At 62.3% G+C, this 22,232-nt stretch carries 24 protein-coding genes; 2 read left to right on the forward strand and 22 right to left on the reverse strand.

Annotation, left to right across the window (positions count from 1 at the left end):
• Positions 1-188: 188 nt before the first annotated feature.
• From FS767_RS12340 to FS767_RS12395, 12 genes are all read right to left on the reverse strand, one after another.
• Positions 189-971, reverse strand: coding sequence for a TatD family hydrolase (locus FS767_RS12340; RefSeq protein ID WP_058637691.1), 783 nt, complete (start codon positions 969-971; stop codon positions 189-191).
• Between the two features lie 27 nt (positions 972-998).
• Complete coding sequence (locus FS767_RS12345; RefSeq protein WP_144965888.1) at positions 999-1,985, reverse strand: DNA polymerase III subunit delta'; 987 nt, start codon at positions 1,983-1,985, stop codon at positions 999-1,001.
• A complete protein-coding gene (gene tmk / locus FS767_RS12350; RefSeq protein WP_058637692.1) occupies positions 1,978-2,610 on the reverse strand; it encodes a dTMP kinase in 633 nt (210 codons plus the stop codon). The genes FS767_RS12345 and tmk overlap by 8 nt, the downstream gene beginning before the upstream one ends.
• A gap of 9 nt (positions 2,611-2,619) precedes the next feature.
• Positions 2,620-3,813, reverse strand: a complete 1,194-nt coding sequence (gene mltG / locus FS767_RS12355; protein WP_256674269.1) for an endolytic transglycosylase MltG — start codon at positions 3,811-3,813, stop codon at positions 2,620-2,622.
• Between the two features lie 4 nt (positions 3,814-3,817).
• Positions 3,818-4,633 carry an aminodeoxychorismate lyase gene (gene pabC, locus FS767_RS12360; RefSeq protein ID WP_144965890.1) on the reverse strand — a complete coding sequence of 272 codons (816 nt, stop codon included), beginning with the start codon at positions 4,631-4,633 and terminating at the stop codon, positions 3,818-3,820.
• Entirely contained in the window at positions 4,633-5,877 is a 1,245-nt protein-coding gene (fabF, locus tag FS767_RS12365) for a beta-ketoacyl-ACP synthase II (protein ID WP_023533084.1), read from the reverse strand. Before fabF ends, pabC begins: the two co-directional genes overlap by 1 nt.
• A 187-nt stretch (positions 5,878-6,064) precedes the next feature.
• A complete protein-coding gene (acpP, locus tag FS767_RS12370; RefSeq protein WP_027914361.1) occupies positions 6,065-6,301 on the reverse strand; it encodes an acyl carrier protein in 237 nt (78 codons plus the stop codon).
• Positions 6,302-6,504: 203 nt separating this feature from the next.
• On the reverse strand, positions 6,505-7,245 hold the full coding sequence (fabG, locus tag FS767_RS12375; RefSeq protein ID WP_058605744.1) for a 3-oxoacyl-ACP reductase FabG: 741 nt from the start codon (positions 7,243-7,245) through the stop codon (positions 6,505-6,507).
• Positions 7,246-7,260: 15 nt separating this feature from the next.
• Complete coding sequence (fabD, locus tag FS767_RS12380) at positions 7,261-8,199, reverse strand: ACP S-malonyltransferase (protein ID WP_144965892.1); 939 nt, start codon at positions 8,197-8,199, stop codon at positions 7,261-7,263.
• Positions 8,200-8,346: 147 nt separating this feature from the next.
• A complete protein-coding gene (gene plsX, locus FS767_RS12385) occupies positions 8,347-9,357 on the reverse strand; it encodes a phosphate acyltransferase PlsX (RefSeq protein ID WP_144965894.1) in 1,011 nt (336 codons plus the stop codon).
• Between the two features lie 3 nt (positions 9,358-9,360).
• Positions 9,361-9,543: a 50S ribosomal protein L32 gene (gene rpmF / locus FS767_RS12390; RefSeq protein WP_008096416.1), complete on the reverse strand. Its 183-nt coding sequence runs from the start codon at positions 9,541-9,543 to the stop codon at positions 9,361-9,363.
• A 13-nt stretch (positions 9,544-9,556) separates the two neighbouring features.
• Entirely contained in the window at positions 9,557-10,084 is a 528-nt protein-coding gene (locus tag FS767_RS12395) for a YceD family protein (protein ID WP_033728387.1), read from the reverse strand.
• A gap of 95 nt (positions 10,085-10,179) precedes the next feature.
• Between FS767_RS12395 and FS767_RS12400 the strand changes: the two genes are divergently transcribed.
• Entirely contained in the window at positions 10,180-10,758 is a 579-nt protein-coding gene (locus FS767_RS12400) for a nucleoside triphosphate pyrophosphatase (RefSeq protein WP_144965896.1), read from the forward strand.
• 43 nt (positions 10,759-10,801) lie between these two features.
• On the opposite strand, the gene FS767_RS12405 is transcribed toward FS767_RS12400, so the two are convergent.
• From FS767_RS12405 to rluC, 3 genes are read right to left on the reverse strand one after another with little or no spacing between them, the layout of a single operon-like run.
• A complete protein-coding gene (locus tag FS767_RS12405) occupies positions 10,802-11,791 on the reverse strand; it encodes a S49 family peptidase (RefSeq protein WP_144965898.1) in 990 nt (329 codons plus the stop codon).
• Between the two features lie 6 nt (positions 11,792-11,797).
• Entirely contained in the window at positions 11,798-12,472 is a 675-nt protein-coding gene (locus FS767_RS12410) for an HAD family hydrolase (protein WP_144965900.1), read from the reverse strand.
• Positions 12,462-13,418, reverse strand: a complete 957-nt coding sequence (rluC, locus tag FS767_RS12415; RefSeq protein ID WP_058605749.1) for a 23S rRNA pseudouridine(955/2504/2580) synthase RluC — start codon at positions 13,416-13,418, stop codon at positions 12,462-12,464. The genes FS767_RS12410 and rluC overlap by 11 nt, the downstream gene beginning before the upstream one ends.
• Before the next feature lie 794 nt (positions 13,419-14,212).
• Between rluC and rne the strand changes: the two genes are divergently transcribed.
• Positions 14,213-17,530: a ribonuclease E gene (gene rne, locus FS767_RS12425; RefSeq protein WP_144965902.1), complete on the forward strand. Its 3,318-nt coding sequence runs from the start codon at positions 14,213-14,215 to the stop codon at positions 17,528-17,530.
• 113 nt (positions 17,531-17,643) lie between these two features.
• On the opposite strand, the gene murB is transcribed toward rne, so the two are convergent.
• Genes murB through FS767_RS12460 form a run of 7 tightly spaced genes read right to left on the reverse strand, consistent with a single transcriptional unit; the run spans position 17,644 to position 22,178 of the window.
• Entirely contained in the window at positions 17,644-18,663 is a 1,020-nt protein-coding gene (murB, locus tag FS767_RS12430) for a UDP-N-acetylmuramate dehydrogenase (protein ID WP_144965904.1), read from the reverse strand.
• Complete coding sequence (locus FS767_RS12435) at positions 18,660-19,124, reverse strand: low molecular weight protein-tyrosine-phosphatase (protein ID WP_144965906.1); 465 nt, start codon at positions 19,122-19,124, stop codon at positions 18,660-18,662. The genes murB and FS767_RS12435 overlap by 4 nt, the downstream gene beginning before the upstream one ends.
• Positions 19,124-19,885: a 3-deoxy-manno-octulosonate cytidylyltransferase gene (gene kdsB, locus FS767_RS12440; protein ID WP_058637706.1), complete on the reverse strand. Its 762-nt coding sequence runs from the start codon at positions 19,883-19,885 to the stop codon at positions 19,124-19,126. The genes FS767_RS12435 and kdsB overlap by 1 nt, the downstream gene beginning before the upstream one ends.
• Positions 19,882-20,067, reverse strand: coding sequence for a Trm112 family protein (locus tag FS767_RS12445; RefSeq protein WP_003247142.1), 186 nt, complete (start codon positions 20,065-20,067; stop codon positions 19,882-19,884). The genes kdsB and FS767_RS12445 overlap by 4 nt, the downstream gene beginning before the upstream one ends.
• A gap of 43 nt (positions 20,068-20,110) precedes the next feature.
• Positions 20,111-21,112 carry a tetraacyldisaccharide 4'-kinase gene (lpxK, locus tag FS767_RS12450; protein ID WP_144965908.1) on the reverse strand — a complete coding sequence of 334 codons (1,002 nt, stop codon included), beginning with the start codon at positions 21,110-21,112 and terminating at the stop codon, positions 20,111-20,113.
• Complete coding sequence (locus FS767_RS12455) at positions 21,112-21,546, reverse strand: biopolymer transporter ExbD (RefSeq protein WP_100851112.1); 435 nt, start codon at positions 21,544-21,546, stop codon at positions 21,112-21,114. The genes lpxK and FS767_RS12455 overlap by 1 nt, the downstream gene beginning before the upstream one ends.
• Positions 21,543-22,178 carry a MotA/TolQ/ExbB proton channel family protein gene (locus tag FS767_RS12460; protein WP_027919457.1) on the reverse strand — a complete coding sequence of 212 codons (636 nt, stop codon included), beginning with the start codon at positions 22,176-22,178 and terminating at the stop codon, positions 21,543-21,545. Before FS767_RS12460 ends, FS767_RS12455 begins: the two co-directional genes overlap by 4 nt.
• Between the last annotated feature and the right edge of the window lie 54 nt (positions 22,179-22,232).

The raw sequence follows: 22,232 nt of genomic DNA on the forward strand, positions 1-22,232 counted from the left end.
GGCATCCATGCCTGTCACCTCCCTCCGCAAGCCCTGCGCTCGGCCTCCTGAAGTCGCGATCTGCGGCGCCTGAGCTACCGTGCACTTAGAAGCAAAAGCCACTGCAACTGCAACTGCAACTGCAACTGCAACTGCAACTGCAACTGCAACTGCAACTGCAACTGCGACGTTAACTTAGGGTACGCGCCCTAGCGAACCCTTGCCAACGGAAATAACCGCTTAAAGTTTGTAGTGGTCTGCTCAGCCAACTGCTCATAACTGACACACCGCAATGAGGCCACATATTCAGCCACTTCCCGCACATATTGGGGCAGGTTGGGTTTACCCCGATAAGGAATAGGCGCCAGATATGGCGAGTCGGTTTCCACCAATAGCCGATCCGCCGGCACCTGCCGCGCCACATCTCGCAACGCCTCGGCATTACGGAATGTGACGATCCCCGAAAGCGAAATGTAATACCCAAGATCCAAAGCCGCCTTGGCCATTTCCCAGTCTTCGGTAAAGCAGTGCAGAACGCCTGCCTGGGACAAGTTCGCCTCACGCAACAGCGCCAAGGTATCGGCACGGGCCGCTCGGGTATGCACGATCACCGGTTTTCCCGTCTGCCGCGAAGCTTCCAGGTGCAAGCGAAATGAGGCCTGCTGCAACTCGGCAGCTTCCGGCTCGTAATGGTAATCCAGGCCAGTTTCACCGATCGCCACCACATGGGGATGAGCCAATTCGGTCAACAGCCAGTCCAAGGCAGGCGCCGCACCCGGCGCCAGGTCCAGCGGGTGAACGCCTACCGAGCAATCCACATCGCTGTATTGCTCGGTCAAGGCTTTGACTGCGCCTGCATTTTCGGCACTGACACCGATGCACAGGAAGTGCCCGACACCACGAGCGCGCGCCGCCTGCAAGGCAGCATCGAGCGAACCCCCATGGGCGCTGAGGTCAAGGCGATCAAGATGGCAATGGGAATCTACAAGCATGGGTACACACACGGATAAGAATTAAAGTCAGCGCCCAGTTGGCAATTGTAGCCAATGGGCCAGCAACGATTCGATCAGCAAAGCACGATTCAGGTTTGCCTTGCCCAGCACTTTCTGACGCTGCTCAAGGATCCAGGCCTGGACCTCGAGGACTTTGGCCGGACGGCTCTTTTGCGCAAGGTATTGCACCACCTTGCGCATATCGGCCATGCCAAGCTCATCGTCGTTCTCGGTCAACTGGTAGCGCAGGATCAACTGGGCCCAGTCGAAAAACCAATCGAACACTATCAACAACGGCACGGCTGTCCATGCGTCGGCCAACTGGCTGGGCGATTGCTGCTGCTTGAGCAGCTTCTTTACGCCTTCGGTCACCAGGGCACGCTGTTCATGCACGCCTTGCTGATGAAGACTCAGGGCCAACAGCGGCGAACCGGCAGACAAGGTCAACAGATCGTCGCGCCGGGCCTGATCGGTCTCCGGCAAGGCGCTGGCCAACCAGGCATGGCTCTGGGCCTTGGTCGGCAGAGGACAGGTAACCTGCTGGCACCGGCTCTTGATGGTAGGCAGCAAGCGGCTGGGTTGATGGGTCACCAGCAGCAGCACCGTGTCGCCGGAAGGCTCCTCAAGGCTTTTGAGAAGCGCATTGGACGCGTTGACGTTCATGGATTCGACAGGCTCGATCATGACCACCTTGCGCCCACCCAACTGCGCGGTCTGAGCGACGAAGGCAACCAGTTCGCGGACTTGGTCCACCTTGATCGGCTTGTCCAGCTCTTCAGGTTCAAGCATGAAGTTGTCGGGGTGACTACCGGCCTTGAGCAGGTGGCAGGACTTGCACTGGCCGCAAGCCAGGGTGCCATTAGGGCGCTGGCACAGCAGCCGCGCCATCAGGCGCTCGGCCAGATCACGCTTACCTATCCCCTTCGGGCCGTGCAGCAGATAGGCATGGGCATGCTGGGCGCGGCCAGCCAGTTGCTCCCACAGTGTCTGCTGCCAAGGGTAGGCATCAGCCACGGCAGCGCTCCACGATACCTGGCAGCAGCCTGTCCAACGCTTGCTGGACGTCCGCCAGCGGCTGCGATGCATCCAGCAGCGTGTAGCGTTGTGGCGCCGCGGCTGCGCGATCCAGATAGGCGCGGCGGACCGCTTCGAAAAACGCCTGCCCTTCCTGCTCGAACCGGTCCAGCCGCCCTCGCGCTGCAGCGCGGGCCAGGCCTACTTCGACGGGCAGATCGAACACCAGGGTCAGGTCAGGACGAAGGTCGTCCTGCACGAACTGCTCAAGCGTCGCGATACGCTCGACGGGCAAGCTGCGCCCGCCTCCTTGATAGGCGTAAGTAGCGTCTGTGAACCGGTCACACAGCACCACCGCCCCACCCGCCAACGCCGGGCGGATCACTTGTGCAAGGTGTTGAGCGCGCGCAGCGAACACCAACAAAAGCTCAGTATCGGCGTGCATGACTTCATCGCTCGGCGACAACAACAGCTCACGAATCTTTTCAGCCAGTGGCGTGCCACCTGGCTCGCGGGTCAGCACCACGTCCAGCCCTTGCTCGCGCAGCCGGGCAGCCAGGTATTCCCGGTTAGTGCTTTTGCCCGCGCCTTCGGGGCCTTCCAATGTAATAAACAAGCCGCTCACAAACAGTCCTTATTGGGGGGCGTCGAGCGCCGACGGTTCGGTCGTCCGATCGCTATCTACCTTGCCCTGTCCAGGCGCAGCGGCTGGAGCAGATGGATCATCCGATGCTCCCGCCCCAGGCACTTGAGATGAACCAGACGGCGCTGCATCGTCCGAGGGAGTCGGCTGCGCGGTGCCAGGGCTTGAACGGTAATCGGCCCGACGCTTGAGCTGAAACTCACGCACAGCAGAGTTGTGGTCGTCCAGGTCATCGGAAAAAACGTGGCTACCATCACCGCGCGCAACGAAATAAAGGCTAGTGCCATCTGCCGGGTTCAACGCCGCATGGATGGCCTCACGCCCGACCATTGCAATAGGCGTTGGTGGCAGCCCCGTCATGGTGTAGGTGTTGTAAGGCGTTGGCTGGCGCAAATCAGCGCGTGTGATGCGGCCGTTGTAGTGCTCGCCCATGCCATAGATGACCGTCGGATCGGTCTGCAGCATCATGCCCAGGCGCAGGCGGCGGACGAATACGCCAGCGATTTGCCCGCGCTCTTGTGGAATACCGGTTTCCTTTTCCACCAGCGAGGCCATGATCAGTGCCTGGTAGGGGTCGCGGTACGGCAGGTCGCGGGCGCGCTCGGCCCATTCACGCGCCAGCACCTCTTCCAGGCGCATGTAGGCTTGCTGCAGAAGCTCCACATCGCTCATGCCGCGCACGAAGCGATAGGTGTCCGGGAAGAAGCGGCCCTCCGGGAAAACGCCAGCGTGACCCAGCTTTTCCATGACTTGGGCATCGGAAAGGCCATCGAGGGTCTGCTTGATCTTTTCGTGCTTGGCCACGGCCGCGCGCACTTGGCGAAACGTCCAGCCTTCGACCAGGGTCAGGTTGTATTGCACTACGTCCGCCCGCTGCCAGGCGTCGAAAAGCTGTTTCACGGTCATGCCGGGCGTCAGGCGATACTCGCCCGTGTGCAGTGGCACGCCGGCCATGTTGAAGCGCCAGTACAACCTGAGCCAAAGCGCGTCGTCTAACAGCCCCTCTTGTTGCATGCGGTAGAACATGCGATTGGGCGTAGCGCCATTGGGCACATCCAGCAGGCGCTCCTGTACCACATGCACAGGCTGATCCAGCACCGAATGGACCTTCCAGGCCGACCAGCCAAGGGCCAGGCCCATGACGATCAGGCACATTTCCAGCAGCAGCAGGAATTTACGTCTCACGAATTCAGGTTTCCAGTAACGTACGGGCAACGGCCTGCAACGTACGGGTGAGCGGGCCAGGCCGCCAGTTTAGCGCGCCTGCGGCGCGGACGGGCCAGATGCCGTAGACACTATTGCAAACGAATGCTTCATCAGCTTGTGCGAGCTCATCGAACGCCAGGTCACGCACTTGCACCGGGATGTTCATCATCTTAGCCCGCGCCAGCAGTGCGGCGCGCATCACGCCTGCCACCCCGCAACGATCAAGCCTGGCAGTAAGAAGCGTGCCTTGCTTAACCAGAAACAGATTGCTGTAGACACCTTCGATCAGCCTGCCCTGCCCGTCACGCATCAGGCCTTCGGCATGTTCGCCGTCCTGCCATTCGGAACGTGCCAGCACCTGCTCGAGGCGGTTGAGGTGTTTGAGCCCTGCCAGCAAAGGTTGTTCCCCAAGCCGGGTCTGGCACATGAACAGGCGCACGCCCACGTCGGCGTAATCGGCTGGGTAGCTGGGCAACGGACTGGCTTGCAGGATGCGCCGCGCCGCGACACCGGCCGCGGGTGCATATCCGCGCTGGCTGTCGCCGCGGGTCAGGATCAGCTTGGCCACGCCCTCACCCAGCTGAGCGGCATAGCGCCTTACCTCATCGGCCACCAGGGCCACGTCAGTGGCGATGGACAGGCGCTGACAGCCCAGTGCCAGACGCGCCATGTGCTCATCCAGCAGCAAGGGCCGCCCATGGCGTACAGCGAACGTCTCGAACAGACCATCCCCGTAGGCCAACCCGCGATTGTGCAGGTTGATCGCAGCCGCAGGCGTGCCATCGACCCAGCTTTGCATCACTCGGCGAACCGGCGGAACACCAGGGAGCCGTTGGTGCCACCAAAGCCGAACGAATTGGACAGCACGACATCGATTGGCATGCTGCGGGCCTGGTGCGGCACGAAGTCCAGGTCACAGCCTTCGTCCGGCTCATCCAGGTTTATGGTCGGCGGCGCCATCTGGCTGTTGATCGCCAATACGCTGAAGATCGCCTCCACCGCACCGGCAGCCCCCAGCAGGTGCCCGGTCATCGACTTGGTGGAGCTGACGGCCAGCTTATAGGCATGCTCGCCGAACACGCGCTTGATGGCTGCCACTTCGGCCAGGTCTCCAGCCGGTGTCGAGGTGCCGTGGGCGTTGATGTAGCTGACCTCCTGAGGCTGCACGCCGGCATCGCGCAGGGCATTGACCATGCAGCGGGCTGCACCTTCACCCGATTCGGGCGGCGACGTCATGTGATAGGCATCGCCGCTCATGCCAAACCCTACGAGCTCGGCATAGATCGTTGCACCCCGCGCCTTGGCGTGCTCAAGCTCTTCGAGCACCAATGCACCGGCCCCGTCGGACAGGACGAAGCCGTCACGGCCTTTGTCCCAGGGACGACTGGCCCGCGCAGGCTCATCGTTGCGGGTAGAAAGCGCGCGGGATGCGCCAAACCCACCCATGCCCAGCCCACAGGCGGCCATTTCAGCGCCGCCGGCGATCATGACATCGGCCTCACCGTGCGCAATATTGCGCGCAGCCATGCCGATGCAATGGGTACCGGTAGTACAGGCGGTGGCGATGGCGTAGTTCGGCCCTTGCAGACCCAGGTGGATCGACAAGAAGCCGGAGATCATGTTGATGATCGAGCCAGGGACGAAGAACGGCGAGATACGCCGAGGGCCTGCGTCGTGCAATGTACGGCTGGTCTCCTCGATATTGGTCAGGCCACCGATGCCCGAGCCCATGGCCACGCCGATGCGCTCACGGTTGGCGTCGGTCACTTCCAGGCCAGCGTTGCGCACTGCCTGAAAACCGGCTGCCAAGCCATACTGAATGAACAGATCCAGCTTGCGAGCCTCTTTGGCCGACAAGTATTGCTCAACCTCGAAGCCCTTCACCGAGCCACCAAAACGGGTGGAGTAGGCAGAAAGATCCGTATGCTCGATCGGACCGATGCCACTGCGGCCAGCCAGAATGCCCTGCCACGTGCTCGGTACATCCGTACCCAGTGGCGATAGCATGCCCATACCGGTGACCACGACGCGTCTACGCGACACAGTACTCTCCTTTTCTAATGACAGAGTTTCTTGCCATTGCATCCAGTTGGACGGAATGAAATGGCAAAAAGCTCTTGATGCGGGGCTTGGCAGCCGACACGGCGACAGCCGAAGCTTGCAAAGAAAAAACCGCACGCCAGTCAAGGCAGTGCGGTTTTTCCCGACAAGAAGCGTCGACTACAGCGTCTTAGGCCTGGTGGCTGTTGACGTAGTCGATGGCAGCTTGAACGGTAGTGATCTTCTCGGCTTCTTCGTCAGGAATCTCGGTCTCGAATTCCTCTTCCAGAGCCATCACCAGCTCAACGGTGTCAAGCGAATCGGCACCCAGGTCATCGACGAAGGACTTCTCGTTAGTCACTTCTTCTTCCTTGACGCCCAGTTGCTCGGCGACGATTTTCTTGACGCGTTCTTCGATGGTGCTCATACCTAGTTTTCACTCCTAATGGATATATGTCAGGCAGCTGGCCGGTGGCTAATTTTATAGAAGAACGTTCGCTTTTCAAGCTCAACGCGCCTCCAGCCTAGTCCCACGACCAGCCGCCTGGAATCTGATTGCAGCTTTATAACGGATTTTAGGCTCGCAGTATGACTCTTTTTTTACGAAATCCGTCACATTGACCGGCGATATTACATGTACATCCCGCCGTTGACGGGCACGGTTGCGCCCGTCACGTACGCTGCACCGTCAGAGGCCAGGAACGAAACCACCTTGGCGATTTCATCTGCCTGACCCAGGCGGCCCAGCGGAATCTGGGTCTGCAGGGCTTCGCGCTGCGCTTCTGGCAGCTCGCGGGTCATGTCGGTATCGATGAAGCCCGGCGTGACCGAGTTGACGGTGATACCGCGCGAGCCCACTTCACGCGCCAGGGCGCGACTGAAGCCTTCGAGACCGGCCTTGGCCGCAGCATAATTGGCCTGGCCAGCGTTACCCATGGCGCCGACCACCGAGCCGATGCTGATGATACGGCCCCAGCGCGCCTTGGTCATGCCGCGCAGCACGCCCTTGGACAGACGGTAGAGGCTGTTGAGGTTGGTATCGATGACATCGAACCACTCGTCGTCCTTCATGCGCAGCATCAGGTTGTCACGCGTGATACCCGCATTGTTCACCAAAATGGTCGGCGCACCGAACTGCTCGCCAATGGCCGACAGTACCGAATCAACCGATTCGGCGCTGGTCACGTTCAGCTCCATGCCGGTACCGGCAATGCCATGCTCCTTCAGGGTCGCGGCGATACGCTCGGCACCGGAGGCCGAGGTCGCAGTACCGATGACGGTGGCGCCTTGGCGACCCAGTTCCAGGGCGATGGCCTGGCCAATGCCACGGCTGGCGCCAGTGACCAGTGCAACTTTACCTTGCAGGCTCATGCAAGCTTCTCCAAATCAGGCCAGTGCCGCACGCGTGGCGGCAATGGCGTCAGGGGTGTTGAGGTTGTAGGTGGTTACGCCATCGGCGCAGCGCTTGTTGAGGCCAGCCAGGACCTTGCCCGGACCGCACTCAACCAGGTTGACCGCACCGTTGGCAGCCAGCGCCTGGACGCATTCGACCCAGCGCACGGGCTGATACAACTGCGCCAGCAGATCACGCTTGAGCGCCTCCAGATCGGGCGCGATGGCGGCTGTCACGTTCTGCACAACCGGAATCTGTGGCGCCTGCCAATCGATGGCATTGACCGCGGCGGCAAATCGTTCGGCCGCAGGCTTCATCAGCGCGCAGTGCGACGGTACGCTGACTGCCAGCGGCAAGGCGCGCTTGGCGCCCTTTGCCTTGCACAGCTCCATGGCCCGGTCCACTGCGGCCTTGTTACCGGCAATCACCACCTGGCCCGGCGAATTGAAATTGACCGCGCTGACGACCTCGTCTTCAGCCGCTTCGGTGCAGATCTGCACCACGACGGCGTCGTCCAGCCCCAGGATTGCGGCCATGGCACCGTGCCCGGCAGGCACGGCTTCCTGCATCAGTTGGCCGCGGCGCTCGACCAGGCGAACGGCGTCCTTGAGGCTGATGCTGCCCGCTGCGACCAAGGCACTGTACTCGCCCAGGCTATGACCCGAGACGAATGCAGGCTTGGCGCCGCCCTCCTCGAGCCACAGGCGCCACAGCGCAATGGAGGCTGTCAGAATGGCTGGCTGGGTCTTATCAGTCTGATCGAGTTGCTCTTGCGGACCTTCCTGAACCAGTTTCCAGAGGTCGTAACCCAGCGCCTCGGAAGCTTCCTTGAAGGTCTCGATGATCACCGGCTTCTCGGCGCCGAGTTCTGCGAGCATACCCAGCGACTGGGAACCTTGACCTGGAAAGACGAATGCGAGAGATGCAGACATTGAACAAGCCCTTATGATCTTGTCGTCGGATAGAGGCGCCTGGCGCATGCCAGGCGCGGAATCTGAACATTTGGATGAAGACCGAAACCCTGCGGTCACATTTAAGCATTTCGTCGGCAAGACCGCTAAGCGCGGGCTCGCATCACATTACTTGAGTAAATCCTCCAGGCGACCATGAAGGCGCCTGGGCAAGTTCTCCTGAATTTCGATCAGGGCCCGCTGGATCGCACTCTGAAACCCCTCAACGCCTGCCGCACCGTGGCTTTTGACGACGATGCCCTGCAACCCCAGAAAGCTGGCACCGTTGTGCCGCGCGGGGGCCAGATCGGCCTGCACGCGCTTGAGCAGCGGCATGGCCACAGCGCCCGCCAGACGCGACAACAGGCCGCGCCTGAAGGTCTGCTCGATACGCTGCGCAACCATGGTGGCCAACCCTTCGCTGGACTTGAGCAGGATATTGCCAACGAAGCCGTCGCATACCACCACGTCCGCGGCCCCTTTGTACAAGCCGTCACCTTCGATGAAGCCGACGTAATTGAGGCCGCGAGCCCCTTGCAACAGGTTCGCAGCCAGCCTGACCTGCTGGTTACCCTTTATGTCTTCGGTACCCACGTTCAGCAGAGCCACACGTGGGCGCTGCACGCCCAGCGCCTGCGCCGCCACCGACCCCATGACCGCAAACTGGTAAAGCTGCTCGGCCGTGCAGTCGACATTGGCGCCAAGGTCAAGCAACTGGCAGTAGCCGGTGCATGTCGGGATGGCAGCCACCATGGCTGGACGATCGATGCCTGGCAACGTCTTGAGCACGGCGCGAGATAGCGCCATCAGGGCCCCGGTATTACCGGCGCTGACACAGGCCTGTGCCTTGCCGTCACGCACCAATTCCAAGGCAACACGCATGGATGAATCGGGTTTGCCGCGCAATGCCTGTGAAGGCCGCTCGTCCATACCGATCACTTCTGCGGCATCGAGAATCTGCAGGCGCGCGCGATCGGCAGCTGAAAAGCCGCTGACAAGTTCTTCCAGGAGGGAGGATTGACCGACGAGGGTCAGGTGAAGCGAGGGGGTAGCCGACAGGCAGGCGATGCTAGCCTGGACAATGCTGCGGGGACCGAAGTCCCCGCCCATTGCGTCGATCGCGATGATCTGAGCGGACAAGGATTACTCGTCAGCGCCCTTATCGATCACTTTGCGACCACGGTATACGCCTTCTGGCGAAACGTGGTGGCGCAGGTGCACTTCGCCGGTGGACTTCTCTACCGACAGCGCGTTTTCCGACAGGGCATCGTGCGAACGACGCATGTCACGGGCAGAGCGGGATTTTTTGTTCTGCTGAACAGCCATAATTGATTAACTCCTAAACGTTTGGGTCACGCTTTAACTGCGCCAAAACACTGAACGGGTTGGACCGCGATACCTCGTCCTTGCTCGAGTCGGGCTCGTCTGCGCCCGCCGGCTGCTGGCATTCTTCCGGATGATGAGCAGGCACGATGGGCAAGGCGAGCAACAGCTCTTCCTCGATCAGCGCCTGCAGATCCAATGGATCTTCGCCCAGTTCCAGCACGTCATAGCCTTTCGGCAACGACTGGGTATTCGCACCCTCCTTCACCACGGCGTAGGTACACTCGCTGTGGATCGGCAGGGTGACCAGCTCAAGACAACGCTGGCAAACCATCTTGACCTCGACATCCAGCTCGCTGTGGATAACCACGGTGTGCTGTTCGTCTCGTTCAAAATCGAACTTCGCCTGCACCGTACCGACATCGTCGGAAAGCGGGTCGCAGAGTCTTTCCAAATCAGCGAGTGGTAGCGAACCGCTAAGGGTTACGCCACGATCAGCCAATTTGCGCGGGTCAACGTGAGGTGGAATCGGGTCATTCAACATAGGCGCAGCATTCTAGGGATGCCCCCCGCCCCTGTCAAAGGAATTTGGTGGCATCGTGCGTGATAGGATGGGTTCAACCGAATCAGGAGCTTACCATGCTTGCACTGTTACTGGCTTCCAGTTCCCTTTATCGTCGCGAGCTGCTCGCGCGCTTGCAGCTTCCGTTCACCTGGGCAAGCCCTGACATAGACGAAACGCGCCAGCCAGCAGAGCCTGCAATCGACCTGGTCCGGCGCCTGGCCATGCAAAAAGCCCAAGCCCTTGCAGGCAGCCACCCAAACCACTTGATCATCGGCTCGGACCAGGTCGCAGTGCTAGGCGAGCACATTCTGGGCAAACCCCACACGGTCGAGCGAGCCTGCGAACAGTTGCTCGCCTGCAGTGGCCACCAGGTGACGTTTCTTACCGCAGTGGCGCTGCTCAACAGCGCCACCGGGCAGTGCCAGGTGGACTGCGTACCGTTTACCGTGAAGTTGCGGGTGCTGGACCGTGAACGCATCGAACGCTACGTGGCAGCGGAAATGCCCCTCGATTGCGCGGGTAGCTTCAAGGCCGAGGGGCTTGGGGTGAGCCTGTTCGAAAGCACCGAGGGACGCGATGCGACCAGCCTGGTGGGGCTCCCACTGATACGGCTCGTCGACATGCTGGCCCTGGAAGGGGTGCGCGTCCCGTAGCCAGGCTAGGGGGCGTGCACCGCCCCCACAAAGGCGACTGGCCTTAGCGCAGTTGCGGGCCCTGGAAACCCATCCACATGGCCAGGCGCTCTGCCACGCTGGCACCCATGCGCTTGGAGAAACGGTCAAATGGCGATTCCTGCACGGTGAAATCAACCAGATCCTTTTCGCCCACCACCTCACGCGCCACATAGCTGGCGCTGCCCAGGCCATCGATCAGACCAAGCGCCTTGGCCTGCTCGCCGGACCAGACCAGGCCGCTGAACAGCTCCGGGTGATCCTTGTCCTTGAGTCGCTCGCCCCGCCCTTGCTTGACCATGGCGATGAACTGGTTGTGGGTGGTGTCCAGCACACCCTGCCAGAATTGAGTCTCTTCAGGCTTCTGCGGCGAGAACGGATCGAGAAATGCCTTGTGCTCACCGGACGTATAGAGCCGGCGCTCCACGCCGAGCTTGTCCATGGCACCTACGAAACCGTAGCCCGCAGCCGTCACGCCAATCGACCCGACCAGACTGGCCTTGTCGGCATAGATCTCATCGGCCGCACTGGCGATGTAATAGGCTCCTGACGCACCCAGGTCGGTGATGACGGCGTACAGCTTGATGCCAGGATGCTCGGCACGCAGGCGGCGAATCTCGTCATACACGTAGCCTGCCTGCACAGGGCTGCCGCCCGGGCTGTTGATGCGCAGGACCACGGCCTTGGTCTTGGCATCCTTGAAGGCATCGCGCAGGCCCTTGACGATATTGTCGGCACTGGCGGCCTCCTGGTCAGCGATGACCCCTCGCACTTCCACAAGGGCCGTATGACTGGCACCGCGCGAGGCAGCCTTGTCCATGTCGGTCCAGGGCAGGAACAGCGCCAGGATGCCAAAGAGGTAGATGAACGTCAGCAGCTTGAAAAAGATGCCCCAGCGCCGCGACCGGCGCTGCTCCTGGATACCCGCCAGCAAGGTCTTTTCCAGCAGCTTCCAACTTTTGCGCTCCTCGCGCTCCTCGGGCTCGGCCTCGGGGGCCTTCCATTCGCCTGCCATGCTCACCTACCTCGAAAATGAACCTGTGGAACCGGACAGCCACTGACGCAGCTGGCCAAAGTGATCGATGCAAACCTGTGGCCCGAACTCAGCCAGCGCCTGGAGCGACATCGCGCCATAACCAACGGCTACGCAGTGCATCCCTGCGTTGCTGGCCATCTGCAGATCGAACGCAGAATCTCCGACCATCAGCGCACGACCCGGTTCGACACCACAATGATCAAGTATTTGTTCGAGCATCAAGGGGTGCGGCTTGCCGCGCGTTTCATCCGCCGCACGCGTGATATCGAAAAACCGTTCAAGGCCATTGGCCTTGAGTACCCTGTCAAGGCCGCGGCGCGCCTTGCCGGTAGCCACCGCCATTCGATAGCCCTCGGCGCGAAACGCGGCCAGCGAATCGGCGACGCCGTCGAACAGCGGCGAAGGCTGCTGATCGAGTGCCGTGTAGACATCGGCATAATGCTGACGAAACCGCTCCACCTGCTCATGCGTCAGGTGCGGATAAAGGGTGTGGATCGCCTCAGCCAGCGACAGCCCGATGATCCCCTTGATGGCCTGTTCCTGACTGGGCGCTTGGCCGGCACGCCTGGCAGCGACCTGCATGGCCTCGACGATGCGCCCGACGGAGTCGGCCAGGGTACCGTCCCAGTCGAAGATCAGCAGCGTGTAGTCACGGCGCACTCAAACGCTCCACGGTCTTGGCCCACATTTCATCCACGGGCGCCTCCAGCTTGAGCTCCCCACCGTCCGGAAGCGGCACCGTCAGTGCGTAGGCGTGCAGGAAAAGCCGCTTGCCGCCCAGGTCGCGGATTTCGCGACTGAAATCCTCGTCGCCATACTTGCTGTCCCCCGCGATCATGTGCCCGGCATGCAGGGCATGCACACGAATCTGGTGAGTACGGCCCGTGATCGGGCGCGCCTCCACGAGGGTGGCGAAGTCGCCGAAGCGGCGCAGCACACGGAACAGGGTCAGCGCTTCCTTGCCTTCGTCGTTGACTTCGACCATACGCTCGCCTGAGCGCAGGTTGCTCTTGAGCAGCGGTGCATTGACTTGCTTCTTCGCGGTTGGCCAGTGACCGCGCACCAGGGCCATGTAGCGCTTGTCCACGCCATCCCCGCGCAGCGCAGCATGCAGGTGGCGCAGCATGCTGCGCTTCTTGGCGATCATCAGCAGGCCCGAGGTGTCCCGGTCCAGGCGATGCACCAGCTCCAGCTCCTTGGCATCGGGGCGCAACTGACGCAGCGCCTCGATCACGCCGAAGCTCAGCCCGCTACCGCCATGCACGGCGATCCCGGCAGGCTTGTTCATCACGATCAACGCCTTGTCTTCGTGAACGATGGCAGCTTCGAGCCGCTGCAGCAGCCCCTGGGCCACCGGGGCTGGCTCGTCGCGCTCAGGCAGCCGTACGGGCGGCACCCGCACGATGTCGCCCGCCTGGATCTTGTACTCGGGCTTGACCCGACCTTTGTTCACCCGCACCTCGCCCTTGCGCAGGATGCGATAGACCAAGGTCTTGGGCACACCCTTGAGGGCCGTGATGAGAAAGTTGTCGATACGCTGGCCGGCAAGTTCCGGCGCGACTTCAATCAGCTGGACGCCGGAAGTCGGAGAGGTATTGGTTGTCATGGCGCAATCATACAATTTTTATGGAATTGAAGCACTTAATCATTGCTGCTATAGTCGCGAACGCCGCCATAAGCGGCAGGCCAGTGGAATCAGGCTGTGCGCCAGTCACTGACCTTCGCAATTCTCCAGGACGCGAGGCCGTCCTACGGGGGTTCGCCAGTTTACCGAATTGCCTGGAATCGCCACCAGCGCCGTGTAGAGAAGACCGAAAATAAACGACAAGTGCGGTGTCCAGCCTGCTTACACGCTTCTTTTCGCAGTACCTCTGCCCGCCCGTCGCTTCCACGCAACCCATGGCGAATGCCTCGGAAATACCTGCCTTGGACATGAATGGCGCCAGCGCAGAATCGCGCTGGCGAAAAATGCAACCCGTTGCGGATTCAGCGCGCGGCAGCACCCGAATTATCAGGGATACGTGCAGGGTGGAGATGCACAGCCCTCGGACCGTGTAGCACCGCGTCCGGCCACCAGCCCCATCGTACGGCTGGCGAGCGGATAAGGTCCTGAACAGATGCCCCTGGGCGTCCACGGCTGAAGGTTGATTCCTCCTCCTGACTGAGTGCACCAGGCCCGCTTGGTTGATTCGGATAACAATTCGAAGCCTCCGGGGCCTTGTTGGCACCGCAGCAAAACAGGACGCGTCGTCGCGACAACGGCAGGCTGGGCAACCGGCTGGTGCCGAACGTCGCTCGACACGGGGGTGGTTAGCCACCCTTTGCGCACCTTGGCACCGACCATGAGACGTCGTGTGTGCCGAACGCCGTTTCCGGCAGCCCGGAAACCGACGGTACAACATGAAAAGAATGCTGATTAACGCCACTCAACCCGAAGAGTTGCGCGTAGCCCTGGTGGACGGCCAACGCCTCTACGACCTGGATATCGAATCCGGTGCACGTGAGCAGAAAAAGGCCAACATCTACAAAGGCAAGATCACTCGCATCGAACCCAGCCTCGAAGCCGCCTTCGTCGACTTCGGCTCCGAACGTCACGGCTTCCTGCCGCTGAAAGAAATCTCCCGCGAATACTTCAAGAAGGCCCCTGAAGGCCGCGTCAACATCAAGGAAGTGCTCAGCGAAGGCCAGGAAGTCATTGTCCAGGTCGAGAAGGAAGAGCGTGGCAACAAAGGCGCGGCCCTCACCACCTTCATCAGCCTGGCCGGCCGCTACCTGGTGCTGATGCCCAACAACCCGCGCGCCGGTGGCATTTCCCGTCGCATCGAAGGTGAAGAGCGCAACGAGTTGCGCGAAGCGCTCAATGGCCTGACCGTACCAGGCGACATGGGCCTGATCGTTCGCACCGCTGGCCTTGGCCGCAGCAGCGAAGAGATGCAGTGGGACCTGGACTACCTGCTGCAGCTGTGGACCGCCATCAAGGAAGCCTCGCTGGACCGCGCCGCGCCGTTCCTGATCTACCAGGAAAGCAACGTCATCATCCGCGCCATCCGCGACTACCTGCGCCAGGACATCGGCGAAGTGCTGATCGACAGCATTGATGCCCAGGAAGAAGCCCTGACCTTCATTCGCCAGGTCATGCCGCAATACGCCAGCAAGGTCAAGCTGTACGAAGACAGCGTCCCGCTGTTCAACCGCTTCCAGATCGAAAGCCAGATCGAGACCGCTTTCCAGCGCGTGGTCGAGCTGCCATCGGGCGGTTCGATCGTGATCGATCCGACCGAAGCGCTGGTGTCCATCGACATCAACTCGGCGCGCGCCACGAAGGGCAGCGACATCGAGGAAACCGCCCTGCAGACCAACCTGGAAGCGGCCGAGGAAATCGCCCGTCAGCTGCGTCTGCGCGACATCGGCGGCCTGATCGTCATCGACTTCATCGACATGACCCCTGCCAAGAACCAGCGCGCCGTGGAAGAGCGTGTGCGTGAATGCCTCGAGGCCGACCGCGCCCGCGTGCAGGTTGGCCGCATCTCGCGCTTCGGCCTGCTGGAAATGTCCCGTCAACGCCTGCGTCCGTCGCTGGGCGAAAGCAGCGGCATCGTCTGCCCGCGCTGCTCGGGCACCGGCATCATCCGTGACGTGGAATCGCTGTCGCTGGCTATCCTGCGCCTGATCGAAGAAGAGGCGCTGAAGGATCGCACTGCCGAAGTCCGTGCCCAGGTGCCGATCCCGGTGGCCGCCTTCCTGCTCAACGAGAAGCGCAATTCCATCACCAAGATCGAGCTGCGCACCCGTGCGCGCATCATCATCCTGCCGAACGATCACCTGGAAACCCCACACTTCGAAGTCCAGCGCTTGCGCGACGACAATCCCGAGGTGTTGAACAACCAGTCCAGCTACGAAATCGCTGCCAGCGAGACCGAAGAAGCGCCACAGCCAACCGCCACCCGCACCCTGGTTCGCCAGGAAGCCGCCGTGAAAACCGCCCCGGCCCGTGCGAATGCACCCGTGCCAGCCAGCGAGGAGCCACAGCCTGCGCCAGCCGCCGCCCCTGCCCCAAGCGCCCCGGAGCCAAGCCTGTTCAAGGGCCTGGTGAAGTCGCTGGTGAGCCTGTTCGCTGGTAAGGAAGAACCTGCCGCCGCCCCTGTCGCCCCTGCTGCTGAAAAGCCGACTACCGAACGCAGCCCGCGTAACGAGGAACGCCGTAACGGACGCCAGCAGAGCCGTAACCGCAACGGTCGCCGCGATGAAGAGCGCAAGCCGCGTGAAGAACGTGCCGAACGTACGCCGCGCGAGGATCGCCAGCCACGCGAGGAGCGTGCTGCGCGTGAAGAACGCGCCCCACGAGAAGAACGCGCACCGCGCGAAGAGCGTGCACCACGCCAGTCTCGCGAAGACCGTCGCGGCAACCGTGGCGAAGAGCGCGTGCGTGAACTGCGCGAGCCGTTGGACGCTACACCGCCAGTAGAACGCGAGGAGCGTCAGCCCCGTGAAGAGCGTGTAGCTCGCGAAGAACGTACCCCACGCGAAGAGCGTGCGCCTCGCGAAGAACGTGCTCCACGTGAAGACCGCGCACCTCGCGAGGAACGTGCTCCACGTGAAGACCGCGCGCCTCGAGAAGAACGCGCTCCACGTGAAGACCGCGCGCCTCGCGAAGAGCGTGCTCCACGTGAAGACCGAGCGCCTCGCGAAGAGCGTGCCGCCCGGGAAGAACGCGCCCCGCGCCAACCTCGTGAAGAACGTCAACCACGCGCGGCCGAGGAAGCTGCCGAACACGCTGCCGAAATGGCCGAAGAGCAACTGCCGAACGAAGAGCAGCTACAGGACGAGCAGGACGGCAACGATGGCGAGCGTCCGCGCCGCCGGTCGCGTGGCCAGCGTCGCCGCAGCAACCGTCGCGAGCGCCAGCGCAACGCCAACGGTGAGCTGATCGACGGCGAAGATGAAGGCAGCGAGGAGCAGCCTCAACAGCGCCAAGCCACCGAGCTGGGCGCAGAGCTGGCCGCAGGTATTGCGGTGACCGCTGCGGTTGCAACCAGCAACATCAGCACCGACGCCGAAGCCCAGGCCAATCAGCAGGCCGAGCGCGCGACTGCCGAAGTCGCCGCTGTTGCCCCAACCGACAGCAGCGAAATCCCTCAACCGGCCGAGCAAGCTGAAACTGTAGTTCCAGCAGAAGCGGTCGCCGTGGCCCCAGTGGTCGAGCAACCGATCAGCGAGCCAGCGCCATTTGTCGAGGCCTCGGCCGTGCCAGTGGTCGAAGTCGCCCCGCAGCCGGTAATCGAACAGGCGCCCGTTGCTGAGCCAGCCGCGACCACCGAAACCGCAGTCGTTGAAGCCCCGGCAGACGTTCAGGCACCCGAAGCGCTAATCACCGAAGTGCCTGCAGAAGCCCCGGCCATCGAAGCCGGCGAAATCGAGCAGGCACCCTCTGTGATCGAGGTCGCCCCGGTTGCCGAACAGCCTGCCCCGGCGGTAGAGGCCCAGCCAGAGGTTTTGGCCGCGCCTGAAACGGTCGCACCTGAGCCTGAGCCAGCCCCCGCTGCCGCGGCAGAGCCTGCCACCGTCATGCTGTCCAACGGCCGCGCACCAAACGATCCACGTGAAGTCCGTCGCCGCAAGCGTGAGGCCGAGGCTGCCGCCAAAGCCGCTCAGGCTGGCGCTGCTACCGACGAGCCAACGCCAGGCACCCCCGACGAGCCAAAAACCCACCAGGGTTGATAGGCAAGGCTGAATGAAAAAGCCCCGCCAGTGCGAACTGGCGGGGCTTTTTCTTGGTCGGGCGTTTACCGTGGTCGGCGGACACGGCGCCTAGGAAGTTGCCGTAGGGAGCATCAATAAAGATTGGGCTCCATCTCAAGCTCAACCCCGAACCGCTCATGAATGTCGACCTGGATCCGCCGCGCCAGGGCGTGCATTTGCGCCCCGCTCGCCTGGCCATAGTTGACCAGCACCAGCGATTGCAGGCGATGCACCCCGGCATCGCCTTCTCGATAGCCTTTCCAGCCCGCCTGTTCGATCAGCCAGCCCGCTGCCAGCTTCACCTGGCCATCGGCCTGAGGGTAAGCAATGACACCTGGATGTTGCGTACGGATACGCTCAACCACCTGCGCCGCAACCACGGGGTTCTTGAAAAAGCTCCCGGCATTACCCAGCTCGGCCGGATCAGGCAATTTCTCACGACGAATGCTGCAGATGGCATCGCTGATGGCCTGCGCAGTGAGCGCGGTGGTGCCCTGCTCGGCCAGGCGCTGACGCACCGGGCCGTAGTCCAAGCGCGCCTGCAAGGTGCGACTCAAGGCGAAGCGCACACGCAGGATCAGCCAGCGACCAGGGTTACGCTTGAACACGCTGTCACGGTAGCCGAACGCGCAGTCGGCCAAGGCGAAGTCACGGACGTCACCCGTCTTGCGGTCCAGCGCGGTCAGGCCGGCGAAGACATCCTTGATCTCCACGCCATAAGCGCCCACGTTCTGCATGGGGGCAGCACCCACTGTGCCGGGAATCAGGCTGAGGTTCTCCAACCCGCAAAAGCCCTGTGCGAGCGTCCACTGCACGAACGGGTGCCAGGCCTCACCCGCCTCGGCCTCGACCACAACGCGCTCACCATCGTCACTGACCACGTGGCGGCCCTGGCTTGAGACGTGCAGCACCAGGGCATCGACATCGCGGGTCAGCAGTAGGTTGCTGCCCCCGCCGATCACCAGCACCGGTACACCCTGCTGCTGCGCAGCGTCCAGCGCCTGACGCACCTGCAGGTCGTCTTTGGCTTGGCTGAAGTAGCGCGCTTTCACGTCGATGCCAAACGTGTTGTACGGCTTGAGCGAGACCTGCTCCTGCCATTGCCCGGTCATAACCGCCCCTTGATTTCCACGACTAGCGCTTGGCAGGCGGTTTCAATCAGGTCGAGCACCTGCTCGAAACCATCGGCACCGCCATAGTACGGGTCTGGAACTTCATCGAGCGCAGAATCGTAGCGGCGCAAAAACAGGTCGAGCTCGCCTACCGCCGTGTCCGGGCGCAGGGCACGCAAATCGCGCAGGTTGCTCTGATCCATCGCCAGTACCAGGTCGAACTCGGCAAAGTGCCCCACTTTGACCTGCTGGGCGCGCTGTTTCGACAGGTCATAGCCACGTGCCAGTGCGGCCTTGAGGGTGCGCCCGTCGGGCGCCTTGCCAACGTGCCAGTCGCCCGTGCCGGCCGAGGCCACCTGCACCTGGTCGGCAAGCCCGGCGACCTGCAGTTGATGACGCAGCACGCCTTCAGCAGTCGGCGAGCGGCAGATGTTGCCCAGGCAAACGAACAGAACGCGCATCAGGCCTCCAGCAAGCGCCGTACGCGCTCCAGGTCTTCAGGGGTGTCCACGCCCACGGCAGGTGCCTCGATGGCATCCTCCACATGGATCCGCACGCCGTGCCACAACGCACGCAGCTGCTCCAGCGCTTCGGTCTGCTCCAGCCAGCATGGGCCCCAACCGACGAAATCATGGAGGAAACCAACCCGGTAGGCGTACATGCCAATATGGCGGCGGTAAGGCACACCGGGCGGCAGCTCCTGGCCTTTGGCAAACGCATCGCGCGCCCACGGCAGCGGCGCACGGCTAAAGCTCAGGGCCAGGCCGTTCTTGTCGCTCACTACCTTGACTGCGTTGGGGTTGAACACCGCTTGCGGCTCATGGATGGGCTCGGCCAAAGTCGCGATACCGGCGTGCGGATTAGCCGCCAGGTTGGCGGCCACTTGGTCGATGATCACCGGCGGGATCAGCGGCTCGTCACCTTGCACGTTGACCACGATGGCCTCGCTGGGCAGGCCGAGCTGCACGGCCACTTCGGCCAGACGGTCGGTGCCGGACTCATGGTCCACGCGAGTCATCAGCACTTCAGCGCCAAATGCCTGGCAAGCCTCAAAGATACTGGCATCGTCGGTTGCGATGACAACGCGACTGGCGGCACTCCTGCGCGCCTGTTCCCATACGTGTTGCACCATTGGCTTACCGGCGATGGGCAGCAGGGGCTTGCCTGGCAGGCGTGTGGAGCGCAGGCGGGCTGGAATGACGACGGTGAAGTCCAGGTTCATTTGTCCAGGCGCTCATCATCGGTCAGGGTACGTGCCTCGCTTTCCAGCATCACCGGGATACCGTCGCGAATGGGATAGGCAAGGCCGGCGCCCTTGCTGATCAGCTCGGTCTTGTCGGCGCTGAGCTTGAGCGGGCCCTTGGTGATCGGGCAGGCCAGGATATCGAGCAGTTTGGTGTCCATTGAAGGCTTCCTCTAGGCCAGAAGGCCGAAATTGAAAACGGGATCAGGGCTTGGGTAGCAAACGTTGCAACTGCAGGTCGAACCAAGTGCCAAATGCCGGCGTGGGTTGTGCTTCAACAGCCAGGTACCACCAGTCCTCGGCGGCAAAAGAGCGGCACTTCACCGCATCCTTCTCGGTCATGATGAGCGGCAGTGGCGGTGTGAAGGCAAGGTTTCGGGCATTGAATTGCGCGTGGTCGGCAAAGGGATGCGGCAGCGGCTGCCAGCCTAGGCCCTGCAAGGTATTGAAAAAACGCTGCGGGTTACCAATGCCGGCCACCGCATGCAGGCGCTGGCCTGCAGGAAAATGGTCGAGTGCACGGCGCTCGCCCGTGCGCAGGTTGACCAACGCACTGGGCTGCAGGCGAAAACCAAAGCCCTCGGCACTGTCTAGTGCTGCACCATTGAACAATACTGCGTCGGCCGCATTCAGACGCTCGACAGGCTCGCGCAAGGGGCCGGCCGGTAGGCATCGGCGATTGCCCAGGCCGCGGGCTGCGTCGATTAATACCAATTCTAGGTCTCGCGCCAGGCGGTAGTGCTGCATGCCGTCGTCACACAGGATCAAGTCCAGGGGTTCGCTGACCAGCAGGGCCTGCACCGCACGTGCGCGGTCCGGATCGATCATCAGCGGCACACCGGTACGTTGCACGATCAACAGCGGCTCGTCGCCTGCCTGTTCGGCCGCCTGATCGGCCGTCACCCGCCAAGGCAACTGCGGCGGCTTGGCGCCATAGCCACGGCTGACCACTCCCACCCTCAACCCCCGCTGGCGGCAGTGCTCGATCAGCCAGAGAATCATAGGGGTCTTGCCGGTACCGCCGACGGTGATGTTTCCCACCACGATGACGGGCACCGGAGCGCGATAGCTGGCGCGTTCGTCATTGAGAAAACGCCTGCGCTTGCGTTTGACCACCCAGCGGTACAGCGCTTCCAGCGGACGCAGCAATGCCAGTGCCGGGTGGCCGGTGTACCAGGCAGCAAGCAGGCGATCGGCTAGTGTCATCAGGGTGTGCTCTGGGCCGCCTCGACGGTGGTCATGCGCAATTGGCTGAAGCCGAGCTTGCCGGCAGCATCCATTGCGGTGACCACAGCCTGGTGCGGGGTCTTGCCGTCGGCACTGATGGCCAGGGGCAGCTTGTTGTCGCCACCTGATTCACGCTCGATGGCCTCGCTGAGGGTGGCCAGGTCGCTCTTGGGCAACAGGTGGTTGTTGACCGAGTACACGCCTTCGGCACTGATGGTGATTTCTACCAGCTTGCCCTCATCGCCCGGTGCACGCTCGGCGCTGGCCGCTTCGGGCAACTCGACGCGCAGCTGGGTTTCGCGGGTGAACGTGGTGGTAACCACGAAGAACAGCAACAGCACGAACACCACGTCGATCAACGACGCCAGGTTGATGTCGATGTTCTCGCGCTGGCGATTGCGCCGAAACTTCACGCCTTGCCTCCAGCCACTTCCACCTCGCGGTCACCCTGAATCACTTCCACCAGCTTGATCGCCTCCTGCTCCATACCGACCACCAGCTCGTCGATACGGCGCAGCAGAAAGCGGTGGAAGAACACCGCCGGGATACCCACCATCAGCCCGGCCGCCGTGGTTACCAGCGCCTTAGAAATGCCACCCGCCAGCACCGCGGCGTTGGCGGTCATCTGCGACCCCATGAACGCGCTGAAGATGTCGATCATGCCCAGCACGGTGCCCAGCAGGCCCAGCAGCGGCGCCATGGCGGCGATGGTGCCAAGCGTACTGATGTAGCGCTCAAGCTCGTGGATAACGCGTGAGGCGGCTTCCTCGATGCACTCTTTCATGATTTCGCGACCATGACGCGAGTTGGCCAGCCCCGCCGCGAGGATTTCGCCCAAGGGCGAGTCGGCACGCAGGGCCTTGAGCTTGTCACTGGTGAGTTGCTTGTCCTTGATCCACATCCACACCTGGCCCAGCAGGTGGGGCGGGCTGACGCGACTGGCGCGCAGGGTCCACAGGCGTTCGACGACGATAGCCATGGCGGCGATGGAACTCAGAATGATCGGCAGCATCATCCAACCGCCGGACTTGACCAATTCCCACACAGTAGAAGCCCTCTGGAAAAGGTCGCCACTTTACCATAGGCGCGGCAGGCGCTC

This window comes from Pseudomonas sp. DE0010 (assembly GCF_007680745.1).
In the GTDB taxonomy this organism is placed as follows: Bacteria; Pseudomonadota; Gammaproteobacteria; order Pseudomonadales; family Pseudomonadaceae; genus Aquipseudomonas; species Aquipseudomonas parafulva_B.

Excerpts from the sequence above, each read along its gene's own strand:
- FS767_RS12340 (WP_058637691.1), bottom strand. The coding sequence starts at position 971 with ATGCTTGTAGATTCCCATTGCCATCTTGATCGCCTTGACCTCAGCGCC.
- pabC (WP_144965890.1), bottom strand. The coding sequence starts at position 4,633 with ATGCAAAGCTGGGTCGATGGCACGCCTGCGGCTGCGATCAACCTGCAC.
- acpP (WP_027914361.1), bottom strand. The coding sequence starts at position 6,301 with ATGAGCACCATCGAAGAACGCGTCAAGAAAATCGTCGCCGAGCAACTG.
- fabG (WP_058605744.1), bottom strand. The coding sequence starts at position 7,245 with ATGAGCCTGCAAGGTAAAGTTGCACTGGTCACTGGCGCCAGCCGTGGC.
- fabD (WP_144965892.1), bottom strand. The coding sequence starts at position 8,199 with ATGTCTGCATCTCTCGCATTCGTCTTTCCAGGTCAAGGTTCCCAGTCG.
- rpmF (WP_008096416.1), bottom strand. The coding sequence starts at position 9,543 with ATGGCTGTTCAGCAGAACAAAAAATCCCGCTCTGCCCGTGACATGCGT.
- FS767_RS12395 (WP_033728387.1), bottom strand. The coding sequence starts at position 10,084 with ATGTTGAATGACCCGATTCCACCTCACGTTGACCCGCGCAAATTGGCT.
- FS767_RS12400 (WP_144965896.1), top strand. The coding sequence starts at position 10,180 with ATGCTTGCACTGTTACTGGCTTCCAGTTCCCTTTATCGTCGCGAGCTG.
- FS767_RS12405 (WP_144965898.1), bottom strand. The coding sequence starts at position 11,791 with ATGGCAGGCGAATGGAAGGCCCCCGAGGCCGAGCCCGAGGAGCGCGAG.
- rluC (WP_058605749.1), bottom strand. The coding sequence starts at position 13,418 with ATGACAACCAATACCTCTCCGACTTCCGGCGTCCAGCTGATTGAAGTC.
- rne (WP_144965902.1), top strand. The coding sequence starts at position 14,213 with ATGAAAAGAATGCTGATTAACGCCACTCAACCCGAAGAGTTGCGCGTA.
- murB (WP_144965904.1), bottom strand. The coding sequence starts at position 18,663 with ATGACCGGGCAATGGCAGGAGCAGGTCTCGCTCAAGCCGTACAACACG.
- FS767_RS12435 (WP_144965906.1), bottom strand. The coding sequence starts at position 19,124 with ATGCGCGTTCTGTTCGTTTGCCTGGGCAACATCTGCCGCTCGCCGACT.
- kdsB (WP_058637706.1), bottom strand. The coding sequence starts at position 19,885 with ATGAACCTGGACTTCACCGTCGTCATTCCAGCCCGCCTGCGCTCCACA.
- FS767_RS12445 (WP_003247142.1), bottom strand. The coding sequence starts at position 20,067 with ATGGACACCAAACTGCTCGATATCCTGGCCTGCCCGATCACCAAGGGC.
- lpxK (WP_144965908.1), bottom strand. The coding sequence starts at position 21,112 with ATGACACTAGCCGATCGCCTGCTTGCTGCCTGGTACACCGGCCACCCG.